General features: G+C 53.2%; 22 protein-coding genes. 17 read left to right on the top strand and 5 right to left on the bottom strand.

Annotated features, from left to right (window positions below):
- Positions 1–91: 91 nt before the first annotated feature.
- Positions 92–955 (top strand): helix-turn-helix domain-containing protein, encoded by an 864-nt coding sequence (locus tag BM258_RS09575; protein ID WP_090071565.1) that lies wholly within the window; start codon positions 92–94, stop codon positions 953–955.
- Between the two features lie 7 nt (positions 956–962).
- Here BM258_RS09575 and BM258_RS09570 read toward each other — a convergent pair whose 3' ends face one another.
- The gene (locus BM258_RS09570; protein WP_090071563.1) at positions 963–1268 is read right to left on the bottom strand and encodes a hypothetical protein; all 306 of its coding nucleotides are present in this window, start codon (positions 1266–1268) and stop codon (positions 963–965) included.
- 308 nt (positions 1269–1576) lie between these two features.
- Between BM258_RS09570 and rpsB the strand changes: the two genes are divergently transcribed.
- From rpsB to lpxB, 15 genes are all read left to right on the top strand, one after another.
- Complete coding sequence (gene rpsB, locus BM258_RS09565; RefSeq protein WP_090071561.1) at positions 1577–2383, top strand: 30S ribosomal protein S2; 807 nt, start codon at positions 1577–1579, stop codon at positions 2381–2383.
- 180 nt (positions 2384–2563) lie between these two features.
- Positions 2564–3484: a translation elongation factor Ts gene (gene tsf / locus BM258_RS09560; protein WP_090072169.1), complete on the top strand. Its 921-nt coding sequence runs from the start codon at positions 2564–2566 to the stop codon at positions 3482–3484.
- A 215-nt stretch (positions 3485–3699) separates the two neighbouring features.
- Positions 3700–4419 carry a UMP kinase gene (pyrH, locus tag BM258_RS09555; protein ID WP_090071559.1) on the top strand — a complete coding sequence of 240 codons (720 nt, stop codon included), beginning with the start codon at positions 3700–3702 and terminating at the stop codon, positions 4417–4419.
- A gap of 175 nt (positions 4420–4594) precedes the next feature.
- On the top strand, positions 4595–5155 hold the full coding sequence (gene frr, locus BM258_RS09550) for a ribosome recycling factor (RefSeq protein ID WP_090071557.1): 561 nt from the start codon (positions 4595–4597) through the stop codon (positions 5153–5155).
- A gap of 245 nt (positions 5156–5400) precedes the next feature.
- A complete protein-coding gene (locus BM258_RS09545) occupies positions 5401–6147 on the top strand; it encodes an isoprenyl transferase (RefSeq protein WP_090072167.1) in 747 nt (248 codons plus the stop codon).
- 23 nt (positions 6148–6170) lie between these two features.
- Positions 6171–7067 (top strand): phosphatidate cytidylyltransferase, encoded by an 897-nt coding sequence (locus BM258_RS09540; RefSeq protein WP_210186717.1) that lies wholly within the window; start codon positions 6171–6173, stop codon positions 7065–7067.
- Positions 7068–7122: 55 nt separating this feature from the next.
- On the top strand, positions 7123–8331 hold the full coding sequence (gene dxr / locus BM258_RS09535; RefSeq protein WP_090071555.1) for a 1-deoxy-D-xylulose-5-phosphate reductoisomerase: 1209 nt from the start codon (positions 7123–7125) through the stop codon (positions 8329–8331).
- Positions 8332–8452: 121 nt separating this feature from the next.
- On the top strand, positions 8453–9355 hold the full coding sequence (locus BM258_RS09530; RefSeq protein ID WP_090071553.1) for an alpha/beta hydrolase fold domain-containing protein: 903 nt from the start codon (positions 8453–8455) through the stop codon (positions 9353–9355).
- A gap of 128 nt (positions 9356–9483) precedes the next feature.
- Positions 9484–10632: an RIP metalloprotease RseP gene (rseP, locus tag BM258_RS09525; RefSeq protein WP_090071551.1), complete on the top strand. Its 1149-nt coding sequence runs from the start codon at positions 9484–9486 to the stop codon at positions 10630–10632.
- Between the two features lie 219 nt (positions 10633–10851).
- Positions 10852–13173, top strand: coding sequence for an outer membrane protein assembly factor BamA (gene bamA, locus BM258_RS09520; protein WP_244544658.1), 2322 nt, complete (start codon positions 10852–10854; stop codon positions 13171–13173).
- Positions 13174–13239: 66 nt separating this feature from the next.
- Positions 13240–14280 (top strand): UDP-3-O-(3-hydroxymyristoyl)glucosamine N-acyltransferase, encoded by a 1041-nt coding sequence (gene lpxD, locus BM258_RS09515; protein ID WP_090072161.1) that lies wholly within the window; start codon positions 13240–13242, stop codon positions 14278–14280.
- Positions 14281–14402: 122 nt separating this feature from the next.
- Positions 14403–14870, top strand: coding sequence for a 3-hydroxyacyl-ACP dehydratase FabZ (fabZ, locus tag BM258_RS09510; RefSeq protein ID WP_090071549.1), 468 nt, complete (start codon positions 14403–14405; stop codon positions 14868–14870).
- Positions 14870–15667, top strand: coding sequence for an acyl-ACP--UDP-N-acetylglucosamine O-acyltransferase (gene lpxA / locus BM258_RS09505; RefSeq protein WP_090071547.1), 798 nt, complete (start codon positions 14870–14872; stop codon positions 15665–15667). The genes fabZ and lpxA overlap by 1 nt, the downstream gene beginning before the upstream one ends.
- Before the next feature lie 3 nt (positions 15668–15670).
- Positions 15671–16540 (top strand): LpxI family protein, encoded by an 870-nt coding sequence (locus tag BM258_RS09500; RefSeq protein WP_090071545.1) that lies wholly within the window; start codon positions 15671–15673, stop codon positions 16538–16540.
- A 42-nt stretch (positions 16541–16582) separates the two neighbouring features.
- Positions 16583–17734 carry a lipid-A-disaccharide synthase gene (lpxB, locus tag BM258_RS09495; RefSeq protein WP_090071543.1) on the top strand — a complete coding sequence of 384 codons (1152 nt, stop codon included), beginning with the start codon at positions 16583–16585 and terminating at the stop codon, positions 17732–17734.
- Between the two features lie 97 nt (positions 17735–17831).
- On the opposite strand, the gene gltA is transcribed toward lpxB, so the two are convergent.
- Both gltA and gltX read right to left on the bottom strand, forming a co-directional pair.
- Entirely contained in the window at positions 17832–19121 is a 1290-nt protein-coding gene (gltA, locus tag BM258_RS09490) for a citrate synthase (protein ID WP_090071541.1), read from the bottom strand.
- 416 nt (positions 19122–19537) lie between these two features.
- A complete protein-coding gene (gene gltX, locus BM258_RS09485; RefSeq protein WP_090071539.1) occupies positions 19538–20959 on the bottom strand; it encodes a glutamate--tRNA ligase in 1422 nt (473 codons plus the stop codon).
- A 208-nt stretch (positions 20960–21167) separates the two neighbouring features.
- Between gltX and BM258_RS09480 the strand changes: the two genes are divergently transcribed.
- On the top strand, positions 21168–23585 hold the full coding sequence (locus tag BM258_RS09480; protein ID WP_090071537.1) for a ComEC/Rec2 family competence protein: 2418 nt from the start codon (positions 21168–21170) through the stop codon (positions 23583–23585).
- A 90-nt stretch (positions 23586–23675) separates the two neighbouring features.
- Here the strand turns inward: BM258_RS09480 and lexA are convergent, their stop codons facing one another.
- Together lexA and BM258_RS09470 are read right to left on the bottom strand one after the other, a co-directional pair.
- Complete coding sequence (gene lexA, locus BM258_RS09475; RefSeq protein WP_090071535.1) at positions 23676–24389, bottom strand: transcriptional repressor LexA; 714 nt, start codon at positions 24387–24389, stop codon at positions 23676–23678.
- Between the two features lie 297 nt (positions 24390–24686).
- On the bottom strand, positions 24687–25628 hold the full coding sequence (locus BM258_RS09470; RefSeq protein ID WP_090071533.1) for a DUF7973 family transport facilitator: 942 nt from the start codon (positions 25626–25628) through the stop codon (positions 24687–24689).
- Positions 25629–26353 lie beyond the last annotated feature (725 nt).

The following is a 26353-nucleotide window of genomic DNA, read 5'->3' as shown; positions in this document are numbered from 1 at the left end:
CTGCCACATGACGATTGTTGGTGGCGTGAGCTGGTGTTATAAGTCGGTTTAACAGCTCGGCGTTATCTCGTATCTTTTCGGTTTTCATTCCATGCGCTCTAAGGATCATTCCGTTTTCGGATTTCTGCAAGACAGTTCAACTGCGATCAGGCACGGCAGCCTTGATCTCGGTTTTGGGCGCTCTTGTGCGATCTGGAGCAACCGGGAAGACCATGTGAACTATGATGAGCTGCAAGGGCATGCCTTCAGCATGTATGTGCGAAACGGACAGGATGTCTGGCGCGTCGATCAGAAGCCGGTGCGCGGCTGGCCGGGAGCGGTTTGCATTTTTCCGCAGGGGCAGAGCTCGGAATGGGAGGTCAATGGTCCGTTGACCATGATGCATCTCTATCTGCCTGATCAAGAATTGCGGCGTTGCTATAGCGAGATGATGGATCGGGACGGACGACAGATCGAACTGGCTGATGTTACCTATGCCAAGCCGGAGGGGCTCATTGTTCCCTTCTCACGTCTGTTTGGCGAAACTTGCGCAGGCAATGCGATGGGCGCTGAAGAGGCGATGGTCGAGTTGATCGCAGAGGTTCTTTTGCAGAAGCGGTTTCATGGCGAGCAAGTCAAGCCGATCCGGGGTGGCCTTTCCATGCCTGTAAAACGCAAATTGACGGATTTCATCGAAGACCACCTTGATAAGACGATCCGCCTGCGCGATCTGGCGGTCATTGCGGAGCTGAGTGAATTTCATCTGCAAAGAAGTTTCAAACAAACTTGTGGGGTCTCGCCTAGCCTGTTCGTTGCCCATCGGCGTGTGGAGCGGGCCAAGAGTCTGATGCGTGCCGGAGAACCTCTGGCGCAAGTTGCCGATGCCTGCGGTTTTTCCAGTCAGAGCCATTTTACCCGCAGCTTCAAGGCCGGAACGGGGGTAACACCCGCCAGCTTTAGAAAGGCTGTCGCTTAAGCGCTCTCTATTGCGCTGGTTGAGATGGTGCGCGTCTTGTGCAGACGCTTGTGCCTGACGTGCAAGTGAAGCCAATGGGGGTGCAAGAAAGGGTGCCGTCATCAAGACGGGTGCAGCGCTCGCAATCATTGCTGGCTTCAAGGCAGTTGCTGTCTCGCTTCAGAATTGCCGATATCGCATCGGAGGCCTTGTCCAGATTGGACAGATAGGCCTCATATTTCTGGCGACAGGGAGCCGGATCGGCTGTTGCAGCCCTTGGGGCTAACAGGGCGATCATGATAAGGCTGAGTGCAAGGATGAGCCTGCTATGCATCGCGATTCTGTTCCGGAGACTTGAGCTGGTTGAGGGATTGATGTGCAAATCATTCCAGTATCGCACAAGCTTATTGCGAAGAAATGCATATATCAAGGGTGACCTGTTCTGCTTTGATGGTGCCCGATAAGCGGCCATTCCCCAGAAAAGGCGGCCTTGCGGCTTGCATTCCTGAAAGTTAGCGCCTATAAGCACCCTCGAATCCACATGCGGGAGCAGGGTGGCAGCATGGAGAAATGTGCTGACATCCATCCGGTGCCCATTTTGGCCACATCCCGCAGAGGTTAAACCGGTAAAGGAAATTTTACATGGCACTTCCTGAAGTATCCATGCGCTCGCTGCTTGAAGCAGGTGTGCATTTTGGTCACCAGACCCACCGCTGGAACCCGAAAATGGGCAAATACATTTTCGGCGCTCGCAACAACATCCATATCATTGACCTGTCCCAGACCGTTCCTCTGATGAACGAAGCTCTGAAAGCTGTGTCTGATACCGTTGCTCGTGGCGGTCGCGTTCTGATCGTTGGCACCAAGCGTCAGGCTTCTGGTCCTGTTGCTGAAGCTGCTAAAGCTGCTGCCCAGTATTATGTGAACTCCCGTTGGCTCGGCGGCATGCTGACCAACTGGAAAACCATCACCCAGTCCATCCAGCGCCTGCGCAAGCTCGACGAGCTGCTTGAAGGCGAAGGCAAAGGCTTCACCAAGAAAGAACGCCTGACCCTGACCCGCGAACGCGATAAACTGGAACGCGCTCTTGGTGGTATCAAGGACATGGGCGGTGTGCCTGACCTGATCTTCGTGATCGATACCAACAAGGAAGACATTGCAATTCACGAAGCCCGCCGTCTGGGCATTCCTGTTGCCGCTGTTGTTGATACCAACTGCGATCCTGATGGCATCGACTTCCCGGTTCCGGGTAACGATGACGCTTCCCGCGCAATCTCTCTTTACTGCGACATGATCGTTGCTGCTGCCATTGACGGTATCTCCCGTTCTGCTGGCGATGTTGGCATTGATCTTGGCGAATCCGAAGATGGCCTGCTTGAAGCCGCTCTGGATGACGAAGATGGTGAAGAAGCTGCTGCTCCTGAAGCCGCTGCTGAAGAAAAAGCCTAATAAGCATCTGCTTAAAGGCGAGGGCGCTTACATATTCCTGTCTTGAAAGCCTGTCAGCTTTCTGGGAAGTCGAGTGCTTCAGAAATGAGATTTGAGGGCTGTGCCCTGATTTGATTGAAATGGCCGCCCGGGATCGTTCGGGCGGCTTCTGGCTTGTTTGATAAAGGACGTGAGGCTGCAATGGCGATTACAGCATCAATGGTTAAAGAGCTCCGCGAAGTTTCCGGCGCGGGCATGATGGACTGCAAAAAGGCCCTGGGTGAAACCGACGGTGATATGGAAGCCGCAATCGATTGGTTGCGCACCAAGGGCTTGGCGAAAGCTGCAAAGAAATCCGGTCGTGTTGCCGCTGAAGGGTTGATTGCTATTGCTGGAGAAGGCAATAAGGCTGCTCTTGCAGAGGTTAATGCCGAAACCGACTTCGTTTCCCGTAACGAACAGTTCCAGGAACTGGCTCGCAACATCGCGTCTGTCGTTGTTGAAGCTGGCGATAAACTGGAAGATATTCTGGCTGCACAATATCCTGGCGGTGGCACGGTTGAAGAAACCATCACCAACGCTGTTGCAACCATCGGCGAAAACATGAACCTGCGTCGTGGCAAGGTTCTTAGCGTAGACAAGGGCGTCGTTGCTTCCTACATGCACTCCGCTACGGCTCCTGGCCTTGGACGTCTTGGCGTTCTGGTTGCTCTGGAATCTGAAGGCGATGCAGAGAAGCTCGAAGCGCTTGGCAAGCAGGTTGCCATGCACATCGCAGCAACCAACCCGCTGGCTGCAACCACCGAAGAAGTTGATCCTTCTGCTATCGAACGCGAAAAAGCTGTGTTCTCCGAACAGGCTAAAGCGTCTGGCAAACCGGACAACATCATCGAAAAGATGGTTGAAGGTCGTATGCGCAAATTCTTCGAAGAAGTTGTTCTGCTCAAGCAGACCTTCGTTATCGATGGCGAAAACACCGTTGAGCAGGCTATTAAAAACGCTGAAAAAGAAGTCGGCGCGCCTATCAAACTGGTTTCCTTCGCTCGCTTCGCTCTTGGCGAAGGCATCGAGAAGAAAGAAGAAGACTTCGCAGCTGAAGTTGCCGCTGCTGCTGGTAACTAACTCGCGCGAAGCCCTTTTTGCTTTGCAACAGGGTTGAAAAATCGAAATTCGAAGGGCGCTGGGGATGACGAACCAGCGCCCTTCGTGTATGCAAAGACAGCTTTTCTTCCGGCCTGTAGATCCTGCTTGCCGGGTGCTCCCTTTTAAGTGGCGCAGTCATTGGCCTTTATCCTGTCTGCTGCCGGAGGAGCTTACTACGCGAGGTGTCTGACAGAATGGGTAATTTGAAATATAAGCGCGTCTTGCTGAAGGTTTCGGGCGAAGCGCTGATGGGTGAGCAGTCTTTCGGGATTGATCAGGCAATGGTGGCTCGCGTCGCTCGTGAAATCGCGGATGTGCGAGCGCTCGGTGCTGAGGTTGGTGTCGTTATTGGCGGCGGCAACATCTTTAGGGGTGTTTCTGTGGCGGCCAAGGGTGGAGACCGGGTTCGTGGCGACCATATGGGTATGCTGGCAACGGTGATGAATGTGCTGGCAATGGCCAACGCGCTTGAGAGCATCGATGTTCCTGTGGTTGCCATGTCTGCTATCGCCATGGATGAGATTTGTGAGCAATTTACCCAGCGTGCCGCCAAGGCCTATCTGGCTGAAGGCAAAATCGTGCTTTTTGCAGCTGGTACCGGCAATCCTTTCGTTACGACAGATTCGGGCGCGGCCCTGCGTGCGGCTGAAATGCAGTGTGATGCCGTCTTCAAAGGCACTCAGGTGGACGGAGTTTACTCTGCCGATCCGTTGAAAAACCCAGATGCTATCCGTTATGATGAGATCAGTTATACAGAAGTCCTCAAACAAGGGCTGAAGGTTATGGATGCAGCTGCGATTGCGCTTGCTCAAGAAGCAAATATCCCGATAATTGTTTATTCATTGCACGAACCGAACGGAATTGTTGAAATTTTGCAGGGGCGTGGGCGCGCGACAATCGTTTCCGGCCAATAGGCTCGGGGGCGATAGTGTCATGCTGCGCCTGAGGAATGAAAGTCGATCTGCGGGCTGGATGGATGAAAGGCCGCAGATCATGCAGGGGGAAACGGCTCAGGGGAGCCTCATTGAGGGGCGTGAGCTAAGAATAGACCCGGAATGATAACCGAACTAGAAAACAAGAGGCTTTACCATGTCTGCCGAAGAACTGGATCTTGATGACCTTGAACGCCGCATGAAGGGGGCAGTATCTGTTCTGAAAACAGAATTGTCCGGGCTGAGAACCGGACGCGCATCGATGGCTCTTCTGGACCCTATTACGGTGGAAGCTTATGGCCAGACCATGCCGATCAATCAGGTCGGTACGGTTTCCGTGCCAGAGCCGCGCATGCTGTCGATCCAGGTTTGGGATAAGGGCATGGTTGGCGCTGTTGAAAAGGCGATTCGTGAATCCAACATCGGCATCAATCCGGTCACAGATGGCCAGTTGCTTCGGCTTCCCATTCCTGAACTCAATCAGGAACGTCGTCAGGAAATGGTCAAAATTGCCCATTCTTATGCTGAGAATGCGAAAGTATCTGTGCGCCATGTGCGTCGTGATGGCATGGATATGTGCAAGAAGGCCGAAAAAGACGGTATGAGTGAGGATGATGTCCGTCTTTACAATGACGAGATTCAGGAACTGACCAATAAATATGTTGCCGAAATCGACACGATGGCTTCCAGCAAGGAAGCAGAAATCATGCAGGTTTAGGTCTTTCAACCAGGCATTGATGCCGGGTATCTCAGGTGAAATGCCCTTGGTTGTTGATGTGGGCTAAAGGTTGATAAGGCGCCTTTGGTGGGCCGATAGGGCCTTGGCGCCATATGTTACGGTCAAGAAACGGCCCGGCGATGCGCTCATAGTTTATGGGGCATGTCGGGCTGTTGTGGAACCAAGGGGACGGGAATTTTATGGTTGGCCAAATGCGTTATGCGGACACTTCTGTTGCAGGAAATATGGCCATACCTCGCCATTTGGCAGTCATTATGGACGGCAATGGGCGGTGGGCGCAGGAGCGCAAGCTGTCCCGAACACAAGGCCATCGTCAGGGCGTTGTTGCCGTTCGGGAAATCGTCTCCAATGCCATTGAGTTCAAGATTGAATATTTGACGCTCTTTGCTTTCAGTTCAGAGAATTGGTCGCGCCCTCAATCTGAAGTTCGTGATTTGTTGGGGCTACTCAAGCTCTTCATCAACAAGGATCTAGCCACCTTGCACAAGCAGAATGTGCGGGTGTTGGTGATTGGCAGTCGCGTCGGTCTGGAAAGCGATATTGCTGCGTTGCTTGATAAAGCCGAGCGGCGCACGCAGAACAATACCGGTCTGACTTTGCAAATCGCGTTCAACTATGGTGCCCGGCATGAAATTGTCGATATGGTGAAATCTTTGGCCCGTGAGGTTGAAGAGGGACGGCTGACTGCCTCTGCTATCGATGAAGCGCTTGTCTCTCAATCTCTTTACACTGGCTCTGTGCCCGATCCCGATGTGATTTTGCGCACCAGCGGCGAGCAGCGGTTGAGTAACTTTCTTCTCTGGCAGGCCGCCTATTCGGAATTTATTTTCGTCGATTGCTATTGGCCTGATTTTGATCGGCAGCAGTTGGAATTGGCGCTGGTGGAATATGGTCGGCGCAATCGCCGCTTTGGTCGCGTGACCGTCGACGATATTGAGCTCAATCAGGCTGCACTGGTTTCAGGCAGGTAAAATGCCGGTGTGTCGAACCGGTTGTGAACTTTACGGGAGAAGCTGTTCTGGACTCTTTAAAGAAACCCGCAGGGGAGGCTGAAGACAAGACGCAAAAGAAAAGCCTCTGGTCTGATCTGATGGTCAGATTTGCGTCGGGTATTGTTCTGGCTGCTGCTGCCTTTGCTGTTACATGGTGGGGCGGCGTTGCATTCGCCCTGTTCTTTGGTGCTGTCACCATCCTGATTTATCGCGAATGGTTGAGCATGGTGGGCGAAGCGCCTGCGCAGACGCCCGCTCTGACAGGCTATATCGTCATCATAGGCTCGCTATTCTGCTTCTATTTCACAGACTGGCAAGCCGGGCTTGCGATCCCCGCATTTGGTGCGGGATACCTGTTTTTTGCGCGCTGTTCTTATCGGACCGCGCGCTGGTGCGGCCTTGGTATTCTTTATGCCGCTGCTTTTGGTGGCGCCATCTTTCTGCTTAGACAAGATCCGGACTATGGTTTGCAAGCCATCTTGGTGTTGTTTGCGCTGGTTTGGGGCACGGACGTATCGGCCTATTTTGTTGGGAAATATGTCGGCGGACCAAAGCTTTGGCGCCGTGTTTCTCCCAAAAAGACTTGGTCGGGGTCCATTGGTGGTCTCGTTTTAGGGACCGGATTTTCTGCATTCGTGGCTGTGCTTTTGGGCATTGTGCCTGATATGAGGCTGATAGCATTGCTCGGTGGACTTTCTGTGCTCTCGCAGGTGGGGGATCTTGCAGAGTCACAAATGAAGCGTATGTTTGACGTCAAGGATTCCGGCACTCTCATTCCCGGCCATGGCGGCGTCATGGACCGCGTCGATGGGTTGCTTTTTGCGGTCGTCGCTGCGGCCCTGATCGGGGTTGCCCTTGGCGATGTTCATTCTGTGGCAACCGGTTTTCTGATTCAGTAGGGCCTTGGGTTTCTTTCGGGCCTAATCTTTGTTTTGTTCTAAATATGAGTGGGTTATGTCCAAGACTTCATCCGTTGATTCCTCCGTGCAAGGCAGCGAAGGCACGCCGAAAATCATTTCAGTGCTGGGGGCAAGCGGATCGGTTGGGGATTCTGCGCTCGACATCATTGCCGGTTCACCTGATCGCTATCGGGTCAATGCGCTGACTGCCAATCGCAATGTTGGTAAACTGGCGCGAGCCGCTGTCAAATCTGGGGCGCGGTTTGCAGTCGTTGCGGATGAAGGCTTTTACGCCGATCTCAGGGATGCCTTGTCCGGCCATGACATTGAAGTCGGGGCTGGGCAGAGCGCTGTTGAAGAGGCGGCAGGGCGTTCTGCTGATATCGTGATCGGTGCGATCGTGGGCGCTGCGGGCATTTGTCCAACGCTGGCAGCTCTCAAGGCAGGCAATCAGGTGGCACTTGCCAACAAGGAAGCGCTGGTGTGTGCGGGTGATCTGGTGATGGCCGAAACACAGCGGCTCGGTAAGCCGATCCTGCCGGTGGATTCTGAGCATAGCGCCGTGTTTCAGGTTTATGAGCGTGAAAACCGAGCAGAAATTTCCAAGATTGTGTTGACCGCGTCTGGCGGCCCTTTTCGAACATGGGACAGGGATGCCATAGCCAAGGCATCGATTGAGCAGGCCTTGGCGCATCCCAATTTTTCCATGGGCAACAAGATCACTATCGACAGTGCATCGATGATGAACAAGGGACTGGAGCTGATCGAGGCGCATCATCTTTATGGGGTCTCTGCGGATAAGCTGAAGGTCGTTGTTCATCCCCAGCAGATCATTCATGGCATGGTGGCCTATAGTGACGGTTCTTTGCTTGCGCAGCTTGGTGCGCCGGACATGCGCATTCCTGTTGCTCATTGCCTTGCATGGCCAGAGCGGGCGCCTGCCAATACAGATCGTATTTCTCTTGTCGAAATTGGGCAATTCACCTTCGAAGCGCCGGATTATGAGCGGTTCCCCTGTTTGCGCCTTGCCAAAGAGGCGCTTGAGGCTGGAGGCAGCCTGCCCAACATCATGAATGCTGCCAACGAGATTGCTGTTGCGGCCTTTCTTGCCGGTGATATTGCGTTTGGCGGTATTGCGGAGCTAGTCGAAAAGGTCATGGCGGAGTTTGTGCGTCGGGATGAAGTCGGAGCCGCAAGTGATGTCGGCGATGTTCTGGCTCTCGATCAGGCTGCACGAAATGTGGCGCGACAGATATTGAGTTGATTTATGGGCTTTGCGTGCTGGCCATGGGCGAGCACAGGTTTTAACCTCAGGGCAAAGCTAATTTGAAACGGATTATTGCGTGTCTTCCTTAAGGGGAGATGCGAGAGACGGAGTCATTGTGATGGTTGGTAAACCCGATAAAGCCTTGCTGGATTATGTTGCGCGCTTTTCCTATTACCCTGATCCGGACGCCAATGAGCCTCTGGATGTGTCACGCGAGAAATATACCGATGCGCGTCGATCGCTCGTCGGGCGTCATGATGATAAAATCACGATTGTTGATATGGATTTCGGCAGACGATTCACTCCCGAAATAATCAAGGCCGGGCCGCGCAAACTGATCCTTTATATTCATGGTGGCGGGTGGCGCAATTGCAATGTCATTACCCATGCAAGCGCCATGGCTGATCTTGCCGTTCTGTCTGAGCGTGAGGTGTTTGGTCTCAGCTATCCTTTGGCACCAGAGCATACCCATCCCGCTGCAATTGATGCGGTATGCGCAAAGATCGAAAAAATTGCCGCTGAGGAGAATTGTGAGATTGCATTGGCCGGGGATAGTGCCGGGGCCAATCTGGCGCTCGCTGCTGCGCTGCGCTTGCGCGATGCAAAGAAGCCCGTGCGTATTTTCGCGTTGCTTCTTTATTATGGCTGCTATCGCCGCCTGTATGATACGCGGTCGCACAAAGCCTATGGGGATGGAAGCAACGGACTTGCCACTGCATGGATGAGGGCCTTGTGGAACTTCTATCTGCCCGACGATGCCGACCCTACCTATGCGGACCTGACGGATGCTGAAATGCATGATTTGCCACCGGTCTATTTGTGCGAGGCGGAATGCGATTGTCTGGCGGACGACAGCCGTTGGCTGGCGGGCAAGTTGATGGAAGCGGGCGTGAAGCACTATTATGATGTCTATAAAAGCGTCGTGCACGGTTTCATTCACTACAGCAAATATTATGACCCCAGTTATAAGGCGCTGAAGTCAGCCGGGCGTTTTCTTGCAATGTTGGATGACCAAGCGTAGCTGCTTTCTGTTTTAATGTTGAGAGGCTGGTCCAGCAGGGCCTGTTGATCTCTCCATATTTTCACCCTATTTAAGCCTTCTTTAGAGGATCACCGCTACGCTAGCGCCCAGGAAATGTGGAGACTTTAATGGAAATCCTTCAGAGCATCTTTTCAGCCGGTACAGGCCTGCTCGGTTATGTCATTCCTGCGCTTTTTGTGCTCATGATTGTCGTGTTCTTTCATGAGCTTGGCCATTTTATGGTAGCTCGCTGGTGTGGCGTAACCATTAGCGAATTCTCCATTGGCTTCGGCAAAGAGCTGTTTGGGTTCTATGACAAGCATGGTACCCGCTGGAAGATTTCGGCGATTCCCTTAGGGGGATTCGTTAAGTTTCTTGGCGACGAAAATGCGGCAAGCGTGCCGGATCAAGAGGCCATGGAAAGCCAAGGCGAGGATGACAGGGAAGGGTCTCTGCATTCGAAATCTCTTTGGGCACGGGCAGCCATCGTGGCGGCTGGACCTTTTGCCAACTTCCTGCTCTCTATCGTCATCTTTGGTATGCTGCTGTTTTTCTATGGCAAGGCGATTACGCCTGCGCGGGTCGATTCCGTTGTGCCTCAAAGTGCTGCCGCAGAAGCCGGGTTCGAAGTCGGTGACATTATGCTGTCTATTGACGGGCATGAAATCAAGTCATTCTCGGATGTTCAGGGCATCGTTGCTCTCAGCTCTGGTGATGCGCTCAATATCTTGGTGGACCGTAACGGCGAAGAAATCTCGTTGATGACAACCCCACGCCGTACCGAAATTACTGATCAGTTTGGTAACAAGCAGAAAATCGGCGTTCTGGGCATTCGACACGAAGCGCGTCCTGAGGATGTAATCCGTAAAAGCTATGGGCCGCTGCAAGCCGCTTGGGGCGGTGTAACCGAAACCTATTCAATCATTGATCGTACGCTTGGCTATGTCGGGCGGATCTTCGTGGGCAAGGAGGATGCTGACCAATTGGGAGGTCCGATCCGCGTTGCTCAGGTTTCCGGACAGGTGGCAACCTTGGGGATCGTCGCTCTGTTCAATCTTGCCGCGATCCTTTCGGTCAGTATCGGATTGCTCAATTTGTTCCCGATCCCAATGCTGGACGGGGGGCATCTTGTATTTTATGCGCTGGAGGGCATTCGGGGCAAACCATTGTCGCCAAAGAGTCAGGAGCTTGGGTTCCGGATCGGCTTGGCGCTGGTCTTCTCATTGATGATATTTGCCACCTTTAACGATATCACACATATTTTCCTGTCAAATTAGGGATGTAGATAATTTTCCTCGGGGAAAATAATTATAGTGATTTTCGCAGAAATTTGTGGCTTATGGGCAACTGAATGTTATCTTTGTTGAAGTTAGATGTGTTCGGGGGTTGATCCTTATGCGATTCAAGGTAAAACCTTCTTAGGCATAAAGATTCCATTTCAGGGACAATTTGTGTCCAAATCGAATTTGATGATTTAGAAAAGAGTGTTGGGGCTGATGAAGAAAATTAAGACCATCGCATGGAAGGCGGCACTAGCAACCGTTATGTGTGCGGGAGCGCCGCTCGGTCCTGTAGATATTTTTGCAATCAGTCCGGCTTTTGCACAAACGGTCAGTCAAGTCGTTGTAAAAGGCAATGCGCGTGTATCGGATGACACCATCCGGTCTTACGTTGTGCTAAAGCCGGGGCAACGATCCAGTGCTTACGATATCGATGAGTCACTCAAGGCTCTCTATCAGACAGGCCTGTTTAAGGATGTCGACATCCGCTTGAGCGGTTCTTCGCTCGTTGTCGAGGTTCAGGAAAACGCGGTGATCAACCGTATTTCCTTCGAAGGCAACAAGCGCGTTAAAGACAAACAGCTTGAAACCGTGGTGACTTCCAAGAGCCGCGGCATTCTTAGCGACAACCGCATTCAGACAGACGTTCAGCGTATTCTGGAAGCCTATCGTCGTGCAGGCCGCTTCGGCGCTCGTGTCGAGCCAAAGGTTATCGACTTGGGCCGTAACCGCGCAGACCTCGTTTTTGAGATTACGGAAGGCGCTAAAACCTCTGTTGCCAAGGTTTCCATTCTTGGCAACAAGGCGTTCGGCGATTCTCGTCTTCAGAACGTTCTGACGACAAAAGAATCTGGCTGGCTCAGCTGGTTGCTTACGGATGATGTTTATGATGCTGACCGTTTGGCTGCTGATGAAGAGCGCCTGCGTCAGTTCTACCTCAACCATGGATATGCTGACTTCCGCGTTGTTTCCTCGGTTGCCGATCTGGACCGTGAACGGAACAAGTTCTTTGTGACCATCACCGTCGACGAAGGCGAACAGTATCGCATTGGTGACGTTGAAGTGGATAGCGCTGTTCCTGAAGTGGATGGTGAAGCGCTGCGCAGTCAGGTGCACACTGGTTCTGGCGATGTTTACAGTGTAGACGCTGTCTCCAAGTCTCTTGAAGACATGACCATTGAGATTTCCAAGTCCGGTTATGCGTTCGCACGCGTGACACCGCGCGCTGACCGTGACTATGAGAACAAGGTCATCAATCTTGTTTATCAGGTGGATGAGGGTAACCGTGCCTATGTGGAACGGATCAATATCCGCGGTAACACCCGTACGCGCGATTATGTCATTCGTCGTGAATTCGATATGGCTGAAGGCGATGCCTTCAACCGCGTGCTGCTTGACCGTGCGAAGCGTCGTCTTGATGCGCTTGGCTTCTTCGAAAAAGTTGCTGTTACCACAGCGCCGGGTACATCCGCTGACCGTGTGGTTCTGAATGTTGATGTGGTCGAAAAGGGCACGGGCGCAGTTACCTTGGGTGGCGGCTATTCCACCAGCGATGGTTTTATTGCTGACGTTTCGGTTTCTGAAAAGAACTTCATGGGCCGTGGACAGTATCTGAAAGTGTCTGCTTCTGGCGGTGCCTCCAAGCAGTCCTACACCTTGTCCTTCACCGAGCCATATTTCTTGGGTCGTCGGTTGGCTGCAGGCTTTGACCTGTTCCATTCAACCTATGAAGACAATGACTATCGCGATTATGACTATAAGCGCGACGGTGGGACCATTCGGTTTGGCTTGCCGATCACGGAAGAGATCTCCTTCAATCCGTACTATACGTTGGAGCAGAAGGAAATTTCGAACTACGATTCCTATAACCTGCCAACAGCTTCTCCGGGTATCAAACAGGCTCAGGATGAAGGCGCGACCATCAAGTCTGCTCTTGGTTATAGCTTGGTCTACAATTCGCTCGACAGCATGACTGCTCCTACTAGCGGTATTTATGGTAAGTTCAGTCAGGAATTTGCTGGTGTTGGCGGTGATGTTCGCTTCATCAAGTCGACCGTTGATGCGCGTTACTATCATGAGCTGTATCCTGCATGGAGTCTTGTTGGCATGTTGCGCGTTGGCGCAGGTCACATTCAGGGCTTTGGTGGCGACGATGTTCGTCTGCTTGATGCCTTTAGTCAGGGTGGCGACACGATCCGTGGCTTTGCTTCCTACGGCTTTGGTCCTCGTGATGTGAACTCTGGTGAAGGCTTGGGTGGTAAGACCTACTTCAACGCAACTGCTGAAATGCAGTTCCCGCTGCCTTACTTGGATAGCGTTGGGCTGAGTGGTGCGGTCTTTGCTGATGCTGGTACGCTGTTTGGTTCAGATGCTGCTGGTGCCATCTATGATGAGCGCAGCATCCGGTCTTCCGTCGGCGCTGGTGTTATTTGGGCGAGCCCGTTCGGCAGACTGCGTCTTGACTATGGCTACGCTCTGACCAAAGAAGATTATGATGAAACGCAGGTTATTCGCTTCGGCGCTGCGTCTTCCTTCTAAGACTGACTAGAAACACAGTACAAAGCCGCTGCTCTTATGGGCGGCGGCTTTTTTTTGAAAGCTATCATGACCGACGCTGCTTTTTTTTCTAAAATTGAAACCCTTTCCCTTAAAGCAATCGCTGAGCTGATTGGGGCTGAATTGCCTGATGACGCAGATGGCGCTATGCAAATCAGCGATGTTGCTCCGATTGACACCGCAGCAAAGGGGCACGTTACCTTTCTTGACAATCCCAAATATGTTGGGCAGTTGGAAAAGACGACGGCAAGCGCTGTGATTTGCGCCAAGCGTTATCACGAGCGAGTGCCTGACGGGGTTGTTGTGCTGGAATCGAAAAACCCATACAGGGCCTTCTCGGAAGTCTCAGCCGCTTTCTATCCGGAAGCCGCAGTGCCTATGGCTTATTTCGAGACCGATGGGGGTATTTCCCAAGCAGCCTATATTCACCCTTCCGCGAAGGTTGAGCCGGGCGTTTGTATTGAGCCGGGTGTCAGTGTTGGTGCCAATGCCGAAATCGGGGCGGGTACCACAATCGGAGCCGGGGCTGTTGTTGGGCAGGGCGTGCGTGTTGGCCGCAACTGTCATATTGGCGCGAATTGTGTTCTACAACATACACTTATCGGCGACAGTGTGATCCTTCATCCCGGTGTTTGCAGTGGTCAGGATGGCTTTGGTTTTTCCATGAGTGCAACCGGCCATCAAAAGGTCCCTCAGATCGGGCGTGTCATCATTCAGGATCGCGTCGAGATTGGTGCCAATAGCACCATCGATAGGGGCGCAAACCGCGACACCATTATCGGCGAAGGCACAAAGATCGACAATCAAGTCCAGATTGGGCACAATGTTGAAGTTGGTCGCCATTGTGTGCTTGTTTCCCAGGTTGGGCTGTCTGGGTCTTCCAAGCTTGAAGATTTCGTCGCCATTGGTGGACAAACCGGTGTTGCTGGCCATATTACCATTGGTATGGGCGCGCAAATTGCCGCTGTCAGTGTGGTCAAGGATGACGTGCCAGCTGGTGGTCGCTATGGTGGCGTACCAGCAAAACCAGTAAAACAATGGTTCCGCGAGATGACAGCGCTGAGCCGCCTAGCTGAGAAAAACAAATAGCCATACGGTTACAAAGCGGGCCGATCCTTTTCCATGTTGGGTAAAACAGAGGGATCAGAGCTCATGCCGAGGTCTTTCATCTTGGGCAGAAGGTCTCGCAAGGTGTTGAAGGGAAATGAACTATGAGTGAAAAACAGACCCTTGATAGTGCAGATATCATGCGTGTTCTGGAGCTGCTGCCGCATCGCTATCCATTCTTGATGATTGATCGCATCATCGACATGGATGGGGACGACAGCTGCGTTGGCGTCAAGAATGTTACCATCAACGAGCCGCATTTTCAGGGACATTTTCCTGTTCAGCCGGTTATGCCGGGCGTTTTGATTATCGAAGCGATGGCCCAGACGGCCGGTGCGCTTTGTGTCAATAGTCGCAAGGATCTGGGGTCTCCGAGCCTCGTTTATTTCATGACCATTGAAAAGGCCAAGTTCCGCAAGCCGGTTGTGCCCGGAGACGTCCTGCATATTCACGTCCAAAAGGTCAAGAACCGCGCCAACATCTGGAAATTTGCTTGTATTGCCAAGGTAGATGACGCAAAAGTCGCCGAAGCTGAAGTGAGTGCGATGTTGATCGGAGAAGAACAGAAATAATGGCGAATATTCATCCAACCGCAATTGTTGCCGATGGTGCGCAACTCGCCGATGATATCGAAATCGGCCCCTATAGCGTTATCGGTGCAAATGTTGTCATTGGTGAAGGTGGCAAGGTGCATTCTCACGTAGTGGTCGAGGGAAATACAAAAATCGGCAAAAATGTCGAGATTTTCCCTTTTGCTTCGGTTGGTACCATTCCTCAGGATTTGAAGTTCGAAGGTGAGAATGTTGGCTGTGAGATTGGCGATAATGTCAATATTCGTGAATATGTCACCATCAATCCGGGCACGCAGGGTGGCGGTGGTCTGACCAGGGTTGGCAATAATTGTCACCTAATGGTTGGCGCACATATCGCTCATGACTGCATGATCGGCAATGATGTTATTTTGGTGAATCACGCGACCATCGCCGGTCACTGTGAGATTGGTGATCATGCGATTGTTGCCGGGCTTTCGGCGGTGATCCAGTTTGCCCGCGTTGGCGAGCACGCCTTTGTGGGCGGCATGTCTGGTGTCGAGAATGATGTCATTCCGTTTGGCTCCGTTATTGGCAACCGCGCCCATTTGGGAGGCTTGAATATCGTTGGCCTGAAGCGTCGTGGTTTCTCTCGTGAGACCATTCATAATCTGCGTCATGCCTATCAGATGCTGTTCGATGCAGAAGGCACGCTGAGCGAGCGCGTTGACAAGGTAGCGGCTGCCTTTGCTGACGATGAAAATGTCATGAAGATCGTCGACTTCATTCGCAAGGGGACCAAGAAGTCTCTTTGCACGCCGCGCAGCAACAAGGATTGATCGATGGTGTCTTGCGGTGATGGGCCGGTGGGCATCATCGCCGGCGGACAGGATCTTCCTTTCGAAGTCATCAATGCGCTACACGCTTCCGGACGTCCCTATTTCATATTCGGTATCGTCGGTGAAGCCGATGCGCGCATTGAGAGCCACCCCCACCACTGGATCAAGTGGGGCGAGATTGGCTTGCTTTTCAAGCTAATAGAACAGAATGCCCTATCGGAGCTGCTGTGCATCGGGTCTATCCGGTCACGTCCGGATTTCAGCAATATCCGGCTCGATTTGGGAGCGATGAAAGCTCTACCTGCGATTTTGCGTATCATGGCTGCTGGGGGCGACGAAGGCGTTTTGCAAGGGGTCGCCGGCTTCTTCGAAAAGCGTGGAGTGCGGCTGGTATCTGTGCCTGAGGTGGCGCCCGGGCTTGTTGTCGGGCCGGATCTCAGCGTCGGAAATAAGGCAGCCGAGGCCAATGAGAGCGACATAGCCCTTGCTGCGCGGGCTGCGGGCCTCATCGGCGCTCTGGATGCCGGGCAGGGGGTTGTCGTTGCCGCCGGGCGCATTCTGGCGATGGAAGGACCGGAAGGCACCGACCAGATGCTTGCTCGCGTCTTGCAGATCCGGCAAGAAAAACGCGCGCGCTGGAATGAGGGCAAGCAAGGGGTGTTGCTCAAGCGGGCTCGGCCAGGGCAGGACCTGCGTTTTGACATGCCCACAGTAGGCCCACGAACCATAGAGAATGCCCACAAGGCAGGATTGGCCGGTATCGTCTGTGCTGAAGGGGAAGTGCTTTGTGCCAATCGTGCTCAGAGTCTTGAAATGGCGCGCGCTGCAGGGCTCTTTCTCGTATCTCGCAAGCTTGAAGATTTTTCTCTTTGATCATTTGATTGTCGGCATCAAACGGCTCCCGGGGAGTGCGCCATGAGTAAAGAAGTTCCTCTGATCTATATCGTGATTGGCGAAGAATCTGGTGACCAGCTCGGGGCGCGAGCCATGAGAGCGATCAAACAGGCTTGTGGCGGCCATGTGCGCTTTGCTGGGCTGGCGGGGGGGCGGATGCAGGCCGAAGGGCTTTCGTCTCTCTTTCCCCTCTCAGAGATCGCTGTAATGGGGATTATTAACATCATCAGGCAATATCCGTCTCTTTATCGCAGAGGGATGGAAGTGGTCGAGGATGTGCTCGCCAAAGATCCGGATCTGCTGCTCATCATCGATAGTCCTGAATTCACGCATGCGGTGGCCAAACGGGTGCGCAAGCGGAAGCCTGAGCTGCCCATTATCGATTATGTGTCGCCCAGCGTGTGGGCCTGGCGTCCGGGTCGGGCGCGTAAAATGGCACGCTATGTGGATCATGTGCTGGCGCTGCTGCCGTTCGAGGTAGAGGCGCATAAGCGCCTGCAGGGGCCGCCTTGCACCTATGTGGGCCATCCTCTTATCGAGCGTCTTGATGTTCTGCGCCCAGCTGCGGGTGAGCGCGGAGGGCTTGGTGCTCCGGTGCTTCTCGTTCTTCCGGGCTCACGGCGTAGCGAAGTTTCCCGCTTGCTCGTTGAATTTGGCGGTGTTGTCAAATTGGCGAGGGAACGGTATCCGAATTTGCGTGTCATTCTACCTGCCGTCGCCCATCTCAAAGAGCTGATCGATGAGGGGCTGAAGGATTGGCCGGTCAAGCCAGAGATTGTGCTGGGAGAAGAAGCCAAATTTGCGGCGTTCCGGCAGGCTCATGCGGCTCTGGCAGCCTCGGGTACGGTGACGCTGGAGCTTGGGCTTTCGGGCATTCCGATGATAGTTGCTTATAAGGTGGATTGGATTGTGCGGCAATTCAAATGGCTGCTGACGGCCCACTCCATCGTTCTGACCAATCTGGTGCTTGGGCACAATGCCATTCCGGAATTTCTCGATGATGAGGCGAATGCGCAAAATTTGGCTCATCATTTGCTGCCCTTGCTTGAGGCCAGTCCGGAGCGGGCAGCGCAAGAAGCGGCCTTGAGCGAATTGGATGAAAACATGACGCTGCCTGATGAAACCCCTAGCGAGCGGGTGGCGCGCATTGTGCTTGGGGCGTTGCCAAAGTGATTGGGCGTTTTCGAAAGCCACGCAAGAACAAACTGATATGAAAAAGGCTCCCATGCGGGAGCCTTTCTTGTAAGTGAGCCAAGTATCTGGCGCGATCTTAGCGATCTTCCATTTCAACATAATCGCGCATAGGGGCGCCGTTGAACAGCTGACGTGGGCGACCGATACGCTGGGACGGATCTTCCACCATCTCTTTCCACTGAGCAATCCAGCCAACGCTACGAGCCAGCGCGAAGAGCACAGTGAACATTTCGGCCGGGAAGCCGAGTGCACGCAGGGTGATGCCAGAATAGAAGTCGATGTTTGGATAGAGCTTCTTCTCGATGAAATACTCATCGTTCAGAGCAATCTTTTCCAGCTCCATTGCGACCTGAAGGGTTGGATCGTCGCCATGGCCGAGCTCGTTGAGCACCTCATGACAGGTCTGCTGCATGATGCGCGCACGCGGGTCATAGTTTTTGTAGACGCGGTGGCCGAAGCCCATCAGGCGGAACGGATCATCCTTGTCTTTTGCTCTGGCGACATATTCAGCCACACGGTCAACGGTGCCGATTTCATGCAGCATGTTGAGAGCCGCTTCGTTGGCGCCACCATGAGCAGGACCCCAGAGGCAAGCGATGCCAGCAGCAATACAGCCGAACGGGTTTGCCCCGGAAGAACCGGCAAGACGCACGGTGGAGGTCGATGCGTTCTGTTCGTGGTCGGCATGCAGAATGAAGATGCGATCCATGGCACGTGCCAGGACAGGGTTCACTTCATATGGCTCGGCAGGAACCGAGAAGCACATATGCAGGAAGTTCGCCGCATAGTCGAGGTCGTTGCGCGGATACACAAATGGCTGACCGATGGAATATTTGTAAGCCATGGCGGCCATCGTCGGCATCTTCGCGATCATGCGCAGAGACGCAACCATGCGCTGATGTGGATCGGCGATGTCGGTAGAGTCATGATAGAAGGCAGACAGACCACCAACGATACCCACCATGACAGCCATTGGATGGGAGTCGCGGCGATAGCCGGTGTAAAATTTGCTCATCTGCTCGTGAACCATCGTGTGGCGGGTCACGCGCGTATCAAAATCCTGTTTTTCTTCAGGAGTAGGCAGGTGTCCATACAGCAGCAGATAGCATGTTTCCAGAAAGTCTCCATGCTCAGCCAACTGTTCGATCGGGTAGCCACGATAAAGCAGCACACCTTTTTCGCCGTCGATATAAGTGATTTCTGACTCACAAGATGCAGTGGAGGTGAAGCCAGGGTCGTAGGTGAACATTCCGGTTTCTTTATAGAGGGACCCGATGTCGATGACGTCAGGCCCGATAGACCCGCTACGCACGGGAAACTCCCAGGTCTGGTCGCCGACAGTCAAAGTTGCTTTTTTATCACTCATTCGGATACTCCCAAATTTTGAAAACGATTTGCTGTTGTTCACGGAGCTTGAGCTTTATGCGTGGGCGCACAAAACCTTCCCTGACAACATAGGAATTGCGCTTTCGGTATCTGATTTTTTGCATTGTCGCAAGCAGTCTTAGGACTGAATATAGGGGCGCGATGGTAAAATATATAGGATTTTCAGTGCCTTATCCTACAAAAGTATGAGCGCTTCAGTCTAAAAACATTCATATTGCGCGAAACAATTATCGCGATAAGACTATGCTTATTCTACCGGAGCTTGGCAAGGGTAGAATCATGTTTATGTTTGTTGCGCAATCGCGCGAAAATCTTGTCAATTATATTCAAGATACGTAAAAAGCCGGTCGTAAGACCGGCTTTCTCATTATTTTCCCCAGAGCCTGTGTAAAAACCCTATTGGGTCTGATCCTTAAGGCGGGCGATTGATTCATCTTTGCCCAAAATGATCAAAACGTCGAAAATACCCGGCGATGTGGCGCGGCCTGTCATGGCAGCCCGAAGGGGTTGCGCAACTTTGCCAAGCTTGAGGTCTTTCTCTTCAGCAAAGGCCCTGATGAGTGCGTCTGTGCTTTCCAGGGTCCATTCTTCCAGCCCTTCAAGGCGTGGGAGCAGCTCGGACAGCATGGCGCGGGTTTCATCGGTCAGATGCTTGGCTGCCTTGTCTTCCATCGCCAGCGGGCGTGTATCAAACAGGAAGGCCAAGCCAGCCTTTAGGTCGAGCAAGGTTTTGGCGCGTTCCTTCACGCTTGGCATCGCCAGCATGATCTGTGCCTTCTTGGGCTCGTCGATCAGATCCAACATGGACTGGCCATCTTCAAGATGTGGAAGCAGCGTAACAAGCTGGCTATACAGGTCATCGTCATCGGCATGACGCATGTGCACGCCGTTGAGATTTTCCAGCTTCTTGAAGTCGAAGCGGGCGGCTGCCTTGTTCATGCCGTCAAAGCCGAACCATTCGATCATCTGATCGGTGGTCATAACTTCGTCGTCGCCATGGGCCCAGCCGAGGCGAACGAGATAGTTGCGCATGGCGACCGGCAGATAGCCCATATCGCGATAGGCCTCTACGCCGAGGGCGCCGTGGCGTTTGGAAAGCTTGGCGCCATCCGGACCATGGATCAGAGGAATATGCGCCATGGTTGGAACATCCCAGCCCATGGCCTGATAGACGAGGGTCTGGCGGGCGGCGTTGGTCAGATGGTCATCGCCGCGCATGATGTGTGTTACGCCCATGTCATGGTCGTCTACGACCACAGCAAGGTTGTAGGTCGGGTTGCCATCAGAACGCATGATGATCATGTCATCCAGATCTTTGTTGGGGAATGTGACCGTGCCCTGAACCTGATCTTCAATAACGGTGGAGCCTTCCTGCGGGGCTTTCAGGCGAATGGCAGGTTTGACGCCTTCCGGGGCTTCGGACGGATCACGATCACGCCAGGTGCCATCATAGCGTGGTGGGCGCTTTTCCGCGCGGGCCTTTTCGCGCATCTCCGTCAACTCTTCCGGCGAACAATAGCAACGATAGGCTTGGCCAGCTGCCAGAAGCTGCTCGACCACTTCACGGTGACGTTCAACGCGCGAATATTGCGAGATCGGGTCGCCATCATAAGACAGCCCCATCCACTCCATTCCGGCGATAATGGCATCGATGGCAGCGTCGGTGGAACGCTCGCGGTCCGTATCTTCGATGCGGAGCAGCATTTTGCCGCCATTGGCTTTGGCATAGAGCCAGTTGAAGAGAGCGGTGCGCGCCCCGCCGATATGGAGAAAACCTGTCGGGGAGGGGGCAAAGCGCGTTACAACCTGTGAACACATAATGCTATCAGTAACCTGTTATTCGGGATATAGTGCACCGGAAGTTGAGGCAGGTTGTGCCTACGGATCCCATTCTGGGGTCCGCAACGCGCTCCGCTTCAGGAACCGGCGATTGAAGTTGTCAAGGATCTAACACAGCTTGCGCCCAAGGCGAAAGACCTCATGACCGTCTGACGGTCGAAAAAGAGGTGCATAAGGACCAAATGTGATGGAAAGGGCGTCCCATCCTGCTGATAGCACAGACCGAAGCAACGCTCCGGCCATGCCAGAGGTCCATTCCGACGCCTATGACTGGCAGGGACTCGCCAACAATCCGGGCCTTGGCAAGCGCTTCAAATTCTGGCTGGAAGCCCTTTGGCAAGGGATTGAGCGGAACTGGCAGGAGGATTGCTCAGATCAGAATGCCCGGTTCCTCTGGGTGGCCGTCTTCATGGGGTTTGGTGCCGCCCTCTATTATGTTTTGCCTGATGAACCCAGTTTCTGGGGGCTGCTAGCGGCGTCTCTGGCGCTGTGTGGTTGGGTATATCATCGCGCGGCCAAAGGACGGGTGGTTTTTCCGCTCCTGTTGGTGACGGCAATTGTCGTTGGTGTGTGCGCTGCCAGTGAACATGGGCATTTTTCAACGAGCCCCGTGTTGGACCATAGCCTTTCCAGTCCGGTTGTCGGTCGCCTTGTCCGCGTTGAGCAGAGGGGAACAGCCAAAAGGCCGCAGGAGCGCTGGACCATCGCTGTTGAAACCATAGAGAAACTCAGACCTGAGCGCACCCCGAAAAGGCTTTTGCTCATTCGGCGCGGGGGCGAGGAGCAATTTCGCGTTGGGACAAGGCTCAGAATGTGGGCTCACCTGACACCCTTGCTGCAGCCCGTTTATCCGGGGAGCTTCGATTATGGACGTTATCTCTGGTCGCGATCTATCGGTGGTCAGGGCTATTTGAGCAATAGTATTGAGCGTCTGCCGGAAAAGACGAAGTCGGGCTGGCAAGGGCTGGTGCATGATGTGCGCGACAGTATCGAACGGACCAGACAGGCTGTGGCACGTTATATTCTGCATCGGGTGGATGGAGAGGCTGGGGGATTTGCCGTTGCATTGGCCGTCGGGAAACGCGACTTTCTGGCTGACAATGTGGAGACTTCGCTAAGGCGTAGCGGGTTGGCACATATTCTTGCGATTTCCGGATTGCATATGGCACTGGTGGCTATGTCCGTCTTCTGGGGTGTGCGCGGGATTCTGGCCTTGTTGCCGCAATTATCCTTGCATTATCCCATCAAGCAATGGGCGGCTGGGATGGCGTTGTTCTGCGCGGCTGCCTATCTGGTTTTCTCCGGCGCATCGGTTGCCACCATCCGCGCCTTCTGCATGACGGCCATTTTTCTGATAGCGATTCTGGCGGGGCGTCCCGCTGTGACCATGCATAACCTAGGGCTCGTTATGGTGCTGCTCATTCTCGTGCAGCCCTATGGCGTTGTTGAAGCCGGTATGCAGATGTCTTTTGCTGCAACGGCGGCCCTTATCGCTTCCTATGACCGCTTGACCCGTCTCCGCTTGCGTAAGAATGGTGCGCTAGCGCCTTCAGAGCATGGGCTTGTCTTTGGCTCGGCTCTTCATGCAGGGCGATGGATCATCGGGATCGGGCTGACATCTTTGATTGCGAGTCTCGCCGTGCTGCCCTTGTCCGTTGCGCATTTCCAGCAGATGGCGCCCTTCGGGCTTGTTGCCAACCTGCTTGCGATGCCACTCATCAGCCTAATCGTGATGCCGATGGGGTTGGTCGCAGTGTTCATGACGCCCTTCGGCTTGCAATCCTGGCCGCTGCAACTGGTCGAGTGGGGCCTTGATTGGGTCATCTCCATGGCGACAATGGTGTCACAGTGGGGGGACGCAGACTATCTTGTTGTCAAAGCCGGAGGGGACTTCCTGCCCTTTGCCCTAGCAGCACTTGCCGTCTATACCATTCATCGCAAATGGCTTTCGTGGCTGGCTGTTGTCCCGCTTACTGTTGCTGCCGCTCTGTGGTGGTTTGCACCGCAGCCTGACATCTGGATAGCGCAGACAGGTACCCGAGTCGCCAGTCGCGATATCGAGGGGCATTGGCAAAGGACTGGGGGGCGCGGGATGACGCTCGACTATCGGTCTGTTCTAAGGGCTGATGGGGATGCGCGTGCTCTGGGGGTTGGTGATAGCCAAGACCGAGAGCCGAAAGAAAATCCGCTCTTATTGCAAACAAGCGCATGTGATAGGCAGGCCTGTTTTGTGACGTCTCTGAATGCATCCGCGGCAGGGAGGAGCGATTTGTCTCTGGCTATCGTCAACAAAGCGTCGGCTTTTTCTGAGGAATGCGCGCTTAGAGACATCATTGTGTCGCGTTTGCCGGTGCCCCAAAGCTGCAAGGGGCCAACGCTCGTGATCGGAGCCGACAGGTTGTCACAATCCGGTGCGCAGTTTCTGTATCTTCATAAACAGGATGAACAAGGTCTGCTTGCGCGGTTGGCTGAGGACTATTTTGACATTGATGGGTCCGCTGGGGATGAAAAGATATCAGAGCTGGCGAGAAATCCACATTGGCGAATCGAGGCGACTGCCGCTCTGCCCGTTGGCAAACGCCCTTGGGTGACTGAGAGGCGCTAAAAGTCGCTTTATGTGCAAGAGAGAATACTCATGAAAAATGCGCCCTTGGGCGCATTTGCTGACTTCTCGATGTGTCTGGAAGATCTTGCGTCAATATTGGCGCATCAGTCCGACCAGCTTGCCCTGCACCCGAACCCGATCTGGGCCGAAAATTCGCGTTTCATAAGCCGGGTTGGCAGCTTCCAGCGCGATGGAAGCCCCTTTCTTGCGAATACGCTTCAGAGTGGCTTCTTCATCGTCGACCAGTGCGACGACAATGTCGCCTGAAACAGCGTCATCTGATTTTTTGATGACAACTGTGTCGCCATCCAGAATGCCCGCTTCAATCATCGAGTCGCCACGAACCTCAAGGGCAAAATGCTCGCCACCGCGCAGCATCTCTACCGGCACAGACACGCTGTGGGATTGGTGCTGAATGGCTGAAATGGGAACACCGGCCGCGATGCGGCCCATGACCGGCACCGACACACCGGAGACTTCTTCTGTCTTTTCCGGCTCGACCGGCTCACTCGCACGCGATTTGCCAAGGCCACCTTCCACCACACTGGGCGAAAAGCCGCGGCTTGGCGTGCTGAGCGTTGGTTTGTGCGCTTCTGGTAGCTTGAGAACTTCCAACGCTCTGGCGCGGTTTGGAAGGCGCCGAATGAAGCCGCGTTCCTCAAGCGCCGTGATCAAGCGGTGAATGCCTGACTTGGAGCGCAAATCCAGAGCGTCTTTCATTTCGTCAAAGGAGGGGGGAACGCCTGATTCCTTGATGCGTTCATGGATGAACATTAGCAGCTCATGCTGTTTGCGTGTTAGCATTTCCCTCTCCAAATTCCGCGATCGCTTTGTTCTCATAAGCGAAACAACAGTGGCACAAATCACGAACAAACTATACATGTTCTCGCTGTGTTCTGCAAGCGTGAAAAAGACCTGATTTGTCAATAGGAAGAGGGAATTGTGCGGTTGCCCGGTCTTTCGGGGAGCACATTTTGGCTTTTGATTGGGGTGGGTTAGGCCATGATTCTCACGGGGCAGTCAAACATGGTGGCAAACAAAAGGCGTGGGGAATAAAGTCTCCACGCCGAAATCAGCAGATTGTGCTTCAGTCATCCATGATCAAAGTGGCAGAGGGATTGCTGCCCAGAAGCCAAGGGCGGTCAGTCCGTTCAGGACAAAGGTCATGATTGCAATGGCTGTAGCCGGAGGATCGATATGTGTGTCGCCATGAACCAGGAACAGGCGGGCGCACAATTCACCCAGAAAGGCACAAATGATGCCTACGATCAAAGCCCAGAGCATGCTGCCAGATGCAACGCCCGCAATGGCTGCAGGAAGCGCAATGTGGTGGGTTACAGGCACAGCAAGGCCGAGCGAAAGCAGGATCAGGCTGGCTGCTGCAAAGCCGAAAGCCAACAGGGCGCCGGTGCCGCCATAAGTGATGCCGAGCCAACCACCCAGAAGACCAACGCCTGCGCCGATAAGGGCAATCTGCCCCTTGGTGCTCTGGAAGGGCAACCATTTGATGGCATCGCTTGGATCGAAGAAAGAACGTCCTTCTTCAGCTTTGCCAAACAGGCCGGCTTTGCCCCAGATGAGGCGCGCAACGACAGCTGAAACAAACACACATATGCCCGGATAGTCCGTCCAGGCAAGCCCCGGGCCGAAGTTTGGAATAAGCTGTACAAGGCAGCAAAGTGCATAGCCAAAGACGCCGAAGATACCGCCAACAAGTAGGACGTCTGGTTTGTTCAGCCCCATGCCCGCGGTAATGATGTCACGTCCGTTGTCGATGTATCCTTTGTTGGCAGCATAGGCTGCGGCTGCAACACCAGAGGCAAAGCCGCCCACATGCGGGCCGAAAGCCCCAAATGGCAAGCCGCCGAAATAACTGGCAGCGCCCTGAGCTACGCTGGTTGCGTCAGGGGCAATGCCCAATGTCAGGGCAACCCCGATCAAAGTTAGAAAACCGACAAATGCAAAGGCTGAAAGCGCACCTAATGCTGCGCCAAAGATCCCACCGCCAAACGCGACAAGAAGACTGATTATTGTAGCCGTCATATTTTACTCCCTAAAGCTTCCCGTAGTTGATGCCGACCAAGGGTCATCATCGAGCCGCGTATGTCCGCTTTCACCTCCTCGTTGAAAGAAGAAGGCCTCTCGACCTCCGTAATCTTGCGAATACTCAAAAGATCGAACACGCACTGGCATATTTAACTATTGAGATGAATTTCATTAATGACAATTGAATTCATCTTTAAATACTTGGGATTTGCTATCTGTAATTTGCAAATACTTTTAAATGCATATTTATAATGATGGGATTTGGTCAATTCGATTATTTTTACAAAAGTAGGGAATTTTTTGTCTTTGCTTTTTGAAGGCGCATAGGGCTGTGCTACAGCATTTGTTGTTTTTAATTGTTATAGTTATATGTATGTTTAATATAACATATATTTCAGTATCTTAATTGGAATTTTTCTGAGTTTCTCGGTATGGAGCCGCTTGCTCTTGCGCTATGCAGTTTGGGTCAAAATTTTTGCTAATTGTTCCATTTGATGGTCGTTCTTGAGCGATTTCGGGTTAAAAATTTACCTTTGTCTTTTCCTTATCTCTTTGGCTTTTGTCTTACGTCATTTCCTAAATGACTGAATTAACTGTGATAATTTGGTGTGTCAAAAGCCTGTCACACAATGTCAATTCTTTACCCCTCAATGACAAGCCTCTCCATTGATAGAAGTTTGGGCACAGGACTAATGTTTCGGCACAAGCCGGTCGTGGATCGG

Origin of the sequence: Cohaesibacter marisflavi (genome assembly GCF_900115225.1) — a bacterium.
Lineage (GTDB): Bacteria > Pseudomonadota > Alphaproteobacteria > Rhizobiales > Cohaesibacteraceae > Cohaesibacter > Cohaesibacter marisflavi.
This window is presented reverse-complemented; position numbering and strand designations above follow the sequence as displayed.

Bases quoted from the DNA above. Each gene is read 5' to 3' on its own strand.
- bamA (WP_244544658.1), top strand. From the start codon at position 10,852: ATGAAGAAAATTAAGACCATCGCATGGAAGGCGGCACTAGCAACCGTT.
- BM258_RS09575 (WP_090071565.1), top strand. From the start codon at position 92: ATGCGCTCTAAGGATCATTCCGTTTTCGGATTTCTGCAAGACAGTTCA.
- rseP (WP_090071551.1), top strand. From the start codon at position 9,484: ATGGAAATCCTTCAGAGCATCTTTTCAGCCGGTACAGGCCTGCTCGGT.
- lpxB (WP_090071543.1), top strand. From the start codon at position 16,583: ATGAGTAAAGAAGTTCCTCTGATCTATATCGTGATTGGCGAAGAATCT.
- BM258_RS09570 (WP_090071563.1), bottom strand. From the start codon at position 1,268: ATGCATAGCAGGCTCATCCTTGCACTCAGCCTTATCATGATCGCCCTG.
- frr (WP_090071557.1), top strand. From the start codon at position 4,595: ATGTCTGCCGAAGAACTGGATCTTGATGACCTTGAACGCCGCATGAAG.
- BM258_RS09530 (WP_090071553.1), top strand. From the start codon at position 8,453: ATGGTTGGTAAACCCGATAAAGCCTTGCTGGATTATGTTGCGCGCTTT.
- BM258_RS09480 (WP_090071537.1), top strand. From the start codon at position 21,168: ATGGAAAGGGCGTCCCATCCTGCTGATAGCACAGACCGAAGCAACGCT.
- rpsB (WP_090071561.1), top strand. From the start codon at position 1,577: ATGGCACTTCCTGAAGTATCCATGCGCTCGCTGCTTGAAGCAGGTGTG.
- lpxA (WP_090071547.1), top strand. From the start codon at position 14,870: ATGGCGAATATTCATCCAACCGCAATTGTTGCCGATGGTGCGCAACTC.
- pyrH (WP_090071559.1), top strand. From the start codon at position 3,700: ATGGGTAATTTGAAATATAAGCGCGTCTTGCTGAAGGTTTCGGGCGAA.
- BM258_RS09470 (WP_090071533.1), bottom strand. From the start codon at position 25,628: ATGACGGCTACAATAATCAGTCTTCTTGTCGCGTTTGGCGGTGGGATC.
- gltA (WP_090071541.1), bottom strand. From the start codon at position 19,121: ATGAGTGATAAAAAAGCAACTTTGACTGTCGGCGACCAGACCTGGGAG.
- tsf (WP_090072169.1), top strand. From the start codon at position 2,564: ATGGCGATTACAGCATCAATGGTTAAAGAGCTCCGCGAAGTTTCCGGC.
- lpxD (WP_090072161.1), top strand. From the start codon at position 13,240: ATGACCGACGCTGCTTTTTTTTCTAAAATTGAAACCCTTTCCCTTAAA.
- gltX (WP_090071539.1), bottom strand. From the start codon at position 20,959: ATGTGTTCACAGGTTGTAACGCGCTTTGCCCCCTCCCCGACAGGTTTT.
- BM258_RS09500 (WP_090071545.1), top strand. From the start codon at position 15,671: ATGGTGTCTTGCGGTGATGGGCCGGTGGGCATCATCGCCGGCGGACAG.
- fabZ (WP_090071549.1), top strand. From the start codon at position 14,403: ATGAGTGAAAAACAGACCCTTGATAGTGCAGATATCATGCGTGTTCTG.
- dxr (WP_090071555.1), top strand. From the start codon at position 7,123: ATGTCCAAGACTTCATCCGTTGATTCCTCCGTGCAAGGCAGCGAAGGC.
- lexA (WP_090071535.1), bottom strand. From the start codon at position 24,389: ATGCTAACACGCAAACAGCATGAGCTGCTAATGTTCATCCATGAACGC.
- BM258_RS09545 (WP_090072167.1), top strand. From the start codon at position 5,401: ATGGCCATACCTCGCCATTTGGCAGTCATTATGGACGGCAATGGGCGG.